This is a genomic window from Mycetocola sp., from assembly GCF_046716805.1.
GTDB lineage: Bacteria > Actinomycetota > Actinomycetes > Actinomycetales > Microbacteriaceae > Mycetocola_A.
Map to the genome: position 1 here is coordinate 1 of NZ_JBKJWH010000031.1, position 4,654 is coordinate 4,654.

Genomic DNA, 4,654 nt, shown 5'->3' on the forward strand with positions numbered 1-4,654 from the left:
GGGTGGAACTGATGTTGGGGACAATCTCACCGATCATGATGCGCCAGCGAGGAATGCCCACGGCTTCGGCTGCCTTGACAAAATCGCGTTCAACAACGGAGAGGGCGGCACCCCGGACCACCCGGGCTACGCGGGGAAGGTGCCCAATGCCCACCATCAGCACCAGGAGCCAGAGCTGCGGGCCCATGATTGACAGGAAGAGCAGCGCCAGCACAATCTGGGGAAAAGCGAGGGCGACATCCCCCGTGCGCATCAGCACCTCGTCCAGCCAGCCGCGCCGATACGCCGCCAGGACTCCAACCAAGGCGCCCAGCCCGACGCCGAGGGCGGTTGCCACGAGGGACAGGACCATCAGGGTCTGGCCCCCCGCCAAGAAGCGTGACAGCACATCCCGGCCCAAATTGTCAGTCCCGAAGGGTCCTCCCACTCCGGCCGGTGAGAAGGGGGGTGCCACAAAGTCTGTAGGTGAATGCGGGGCAAAGTAGGGGCCAAGAAACGCGACGGCCAGGACGGCGACGGTCAGCACAGAGCCAATCGCCGTGCGCTTGGACTTCAGCGCCCGCCGGAACAAGCCTTCCTTCCGGTTAGCGGGACGGGCTGTGGCTTCGAGTTGAAGGGAGGCTTCTGCTGTCGAACTGCTCATGCTGCGGTCCTCACTTTCGGATTTGCGGCGAGTGTGACGACGTCGGCGAAGAGGTTCACCACGACATAGAAAAGTGCGATGATCACGGCCAGGGCCTGGACCACAGGCATGTCCCGGTTGGTGACGGAGTCAATCAGTTGGAAGCCGACCCCCGGGAACCGGAAGAGATATTCCACGATCACCACGCCGCCGATCAGCCAGGCCAGCTGCAGGGCGATAACCTGGGCCACGGGGCCGATGGCGTTCGGCATGGCGTGCCGCAGGATGACGGTCCGTTCGGGCAGTCCTTTGAGCCTTGCCTGCTGGACGTACTGGCTGTCCAGCACCTCAAGCATCGTGGCCCGCATGATACGGATGATGTAGGGCGACACAGCCACTACGAGAGTCAGGATCGGGAGCACCAGCTGAGGCGGGTTGCTCCAGACCTGTTCGCCGGGAACGAGGACAAACACGCCGGGGAAGAGGTGGAACACTCCAGTCGACAGGAGCAGCACCAGCAGCACACCCACCACGAATTCCGGAAGCGATGCCAGGACCAGGGTGATGAGGCCCGTGACGTGGTCCGCCGCAGTGTCTTTCTTGAGTGCGGTCCAGGTGACGATGCCAATTCACAGCGGAATTGCAATGACCGAGGCGCAGAGCATAAGAACGCAGGAGTTCAGGAGCATGGGACCCACAACCTCAGCCACAGGCAGCCCACCAGCGAGGGAGGTCCCAAGGTTGAAACTCAGAAGGTTGCCGATCCAGGCCAGGTACTGCTCCGGCAAGGAGCCGCCCAGGTTGAGCTGTTCGCGGAGCGCTGCCAGGCGCTCCGGCGTGGCTTCCCGGCCGAGGATTGCCTGGGCGGCATCCCCGGGAAGGGCCTGGGTGGCAAGGAATACCACCAGTGAGACTACCCAGAGCGTGAAGACGCCGAACAGGGAGCGCCGGAACACCAGCCGCTGCATGCCTCCTTTGCCGCCGGTCACTTGTTCAGCCAGACGTTGCGGAAGCCAAAGGACGTTAGCGGGATGCCGCTCTTGTCCGGGGTGAAGCCCTGGACCATGGCGCTGTGGGCGTCAACGCTGTTGGGGAAGCCCCAGATGATGTACCCGCCGCGCTCGAATTCGATCTTGTGCGCTTCCGCAATAAGGCTGCACCGTGCGGCTTCATCAGTAGTGGCCTGCGCCTTGGCCACCAGGGCAGACCAATCCGCGTCATTCCAATGGGTCTCGTTATACGGGGAGGTCTTGAAGCCTGACGCGGAGGCCTGCGATAGATAATCCCGCGTGAACCAGAAGTCCTGGGCAAAGGTCCACTGGAGGTACTGATCACCATAGAACTCACCCGGATCAACCTTTTTGACGTTTACGTTGACACCTGCTGCCTTGGCCTGCTGCGCAAAAACCTGGGCGGCTTCCACGAGTCCTGCTGCAACGGGTGATGTGACGAGGTCAACGCTGAGGTTGCTCTTGCCGGCTTCGGCCAGCAACTGCTTGGCTTTTTCGATGTCCTGCCCCCGTTGCGGAACATCAGAGGGAAAACACTTATCGAGCGGAGCGTACATGTCGTTACCTATGGTGCCGTGTCCACCCAGAACCTGCTCCACCATCTGCTTGCGGTCCACGATCAGGCGGAAGGCCTCCCGGACTTTGGGGTCATCGAACGGGGCCTGGTCCACACGCATGGTGAAGGGCGTCCATGATCCGGTGGTCGATTCCAGGACCTTCATGGAGGGGTTGGCCTTGACGATGTTGACCTGTCCGAGGGGAAGCTGGTCGATCGCATCCACCTGGCCTCCGAGCAGGGCGTTAACGCGGGCGGTGTCGTCCGGGAAGTCAATAATGGTGACTTTGTCCAGGAGCGGCTGGCCCGTCCGCCAATAGTGCGGGTTCCTGGCGAAGACACTCTGCTGCCCGGGCGTAAAAGTCTCCAGAGCGAAAGGACCGGAGCTCACCGGATTCTTTGGGTCATAACCCACGGGGACAATGCCGAAGGTGTACTGGGCAATGGTGTCGGGGAACATGGAATTCGGCGCGCTGACGCTTAACACGACGGTGGAGGGGTCGCTCGCCTGAATAGCGTCACGCTGGAGGGTGGTCAGGGACGTGGCGCCCGCCATGGGCGCGGCAGGATCTGTGATCCGCCGAAACGTGAAGATGACATCCTCTGCGGTTATCGGCTTGCCGTCGCTGAACTTCAGGCCGGGACGCAGATGCACAGTCCAGGTGCGGGCATCGGCCGACGGCGTGACAGAGTCGGCGAGGGCCATCTGGATCCCGCGCTGGTCGTCATAGGTGGCGAGGGTGTCATAAAGCTGGATGGCGCGGGCCTGGTCCGGGTGGGTCACCGGGGCATGGGCATCGAGGGTGTCCTTGGCTGAGCCTCCGACGATACCGACCCGCAGGTTTCCTCCCGTCTTGGGATCGGACACCGCCGAGCCCGACTGAGCTGCGGAAACACCGGACGAGCAGGCGGCCAGGCCGAGGAGCGAAGCGCTCAGGGCTAAGGAAGTGATGAGCCGGGTCCTGCGGCGGTTGTGCGAAGTCATTGGCAATGCCTCCTGCGGCGATGAAGGAAGTTGGGGACTAAGCGCATCTGACTGACGCGCCGGTCATTTGCCTAGCATTGTGGCTTTCCTCACAAGTGTCAAGCTCGCCAAGGCTAAACACCCAACATCCGTTGTCTTTTCAGGGTTTTGCTGCCCTGACCCGTTCGAAAGACACACCCGCTTGCCCACTTCGAAGGCAGCATTATTTGACTCGTGCGTCAGTTTTCGTCGTAAGCTATAGTCAAGCGAGACCGAGTCAGGCTCCACGTCCGAAGGAATCCGCCATGAGAGACCCAGCAGAGAACCGCGGATCGCAGGAACGCAGGAACGCTATCCTCGAGGCCGCCTGGCAGCTTATTGCCGAACGCGGGTACCACCATGTGCGGGTCCAGGACGTGGCGCGCATCTGTGGAACAAGTACCGGCACCATTCACTATTACTTCCCAGGCAAGGACGACGTCCTGCGGGAAGCGCTACGCTACTGCGTGGATCAGGCCTTCGAACGCCAGGGCGTGGTGCTGCGGCAGATCGACAATGGACACAAGCGGATGCTTGCCCTGATTGAAATGCAGCTGCCCGTAGGGGTGCAGATTCGAAATGAATGGTCTATCTGGCTGCAATTCTGGACAGAGGCGGCCCTTAACCCCTCACTGCGGCCAATCCATAACGACTTCTATTCCCGATGGATGGATGCCGTGGTCAGCATCGTCAAGAGGGGCCAGCGCCAGGGCATCTACCGTGATGTCGATCCGGTTCAGTTCGCCCGGCTCCTAAGTTCGGCTACGGACGGCGCCGCGATCAAGATCCTAACCGGCGCCCCAGATATGAGCATCGATGCCATGCGCTCCATGCTGGTAACCATCGTGGAGAAGGAACTGAGCCTGGCGTCGTCCCATGTTGGATAAAACGGCTGGTTCCAGTTTGGACGTGCTCCGGCTCCGGATAGCAACGCGCCTCGGTGCCAGGTTGCCGTCAGACCCAGGCGGCGCCGGGAAGGAGGATCCCGCCGCCCGGCGCGCCGCCGTCGTTGTCCTGCTGTTCGAACACCGCGGCGTTCCTTCGTTCTTGATGATCAAACGTGTGGCACGCGGCTCAAACCCAGGCCAATGGGCGCTGCCCGGTGGCATGCTCGAACCCGGCGAAAGCCCGAATGAAGCGGCCTTACGTGAACTGCACGAGGAAACCGGCGTGGACGCCATCTCGGACGACATACTGGGAGTCCTGGACGATTACCGGACCCTGCGCGGCATCGTAATCTCACCGGTCGTTGCCGCCGTCGCTGATCCGGTAGTGCTGCGCCGAAACCCGACAGAGGTGGCGTCCATCCACCCAATCCCCCTTTCAAGGCTCAGCGAACCAGGGGTTCCACGATGGCGGCTCGACGCTGACGGGAAACCGCTGATTCAGATGCCATTGCGACATGACATGGTGGTGCACGCCCCGACGGGCGCCATCCTATGGCAGTTCGCCGAAGCCGCCCT

The 4,654-nt window shown here is 62.0% G+C and carries 6 protein-coding genes; 2 read left to right on the plus strand and 4 right to left on the minus strand.

Translation table 11 applies throughout. The annotated features are described in order from the left end of the window. From ACLQ62_RS02450 to ACLQ62_RS02465, 4 genes are all read right to left on the minus strand, one after another. On the minus strand, positions 1-643 hold a 643-nt coding region (locus tag ACLQ62_RS02450; protein ID WP_411720074.1), incomplete at its 3' end, for an ABC transporter permease. Further along, positions 640-1,251 carry an ABC transporter permease gene (locus ACLQ62_RS02455; RefSeq protein WP_411720079.1) on the minus strand — a complete coding sequence of 204 codons (612 nt, stop codon included), beginning with the start codon at positions 1,249-1,251 and terminating at the stop codon, positions 640-642. The genes ACLQ62_RS02450 and ACLQ62_RS02455, both read right to left, overlap by 4 nt. Next, complete coding sequence (locus tag ACLQ62_RS02460) at positions 1,252-1,611, minus strand: hypothetical protein (RefSeq protein ID WP_411720075.1); 360 nt, start codon at positions 1,609-1,611, stop codon at positions 1,252-1,254. Next, the gene (locus tag ACLQ62_RS02465) at positions 1,608-3,173 is read right to left on the minus strand and encodes an ABC transporter substrate-binding protein (RefSeq protein ID WP_411720076.1); all 1,566 of its coding nucleotides are present in this window, start codon (positions 3,171-3,173) and stop codon (positions 1,608-1,610) included. Before ACLQ62_RS02465 ends, ACLQ62_RS02460 begins: the two co-directional genes overlap by 4 nt. 284 nt (positions 3,174-3,457) lie before the next feature. On the opposite strand from ACLQ62_RS02465, the gene ACLQ62_RS02470 reads away from it, so the two are divergent. Together ACLQ62_RS02470 and ACLQ62_RS02475 are read left to right on the plus strand one after the other, a co-directional pair. Next, complete coding sequence (locus ACLQ62_RS02470; protein WP_411720077.1) at positions 3,458-4,078, plus strand: TetR/AcrR family transcriptional regulator; 621 nt, start codon at positions 3,458-3,460, stop codon at positions 4,076-4,078. After that, positions 4,068-4,654 (plus strand): NUDIX hydrolase (locus tag ACLQ62_RS02475; protein WP_411720078.1); only part of this gene is annotated, 587 nt, incomplete at its 3' end. The genes ACLQ62_RS02470 and ACLQ62_RS02475, both read left to right, overlap by 11 nt.

Excerpts from the sequence above, each read along its gene's own strand:
- ACLQ62_RS02465 (WP_411720076.1), bottom strand. The coding sequence starts at position 3,173 with ATGACTTCGCACAACCGCCGCAGGACCCGGCTCATCACTTCCTTAGCC.
- ACLQ62_RS02470 (WP_411720077.1), top strand. The coding sequence starts at position 3,458 with ATGAGAGACCCAGCAGAGAACCGCGGATCGCAGGAACGCAGGAACGCT.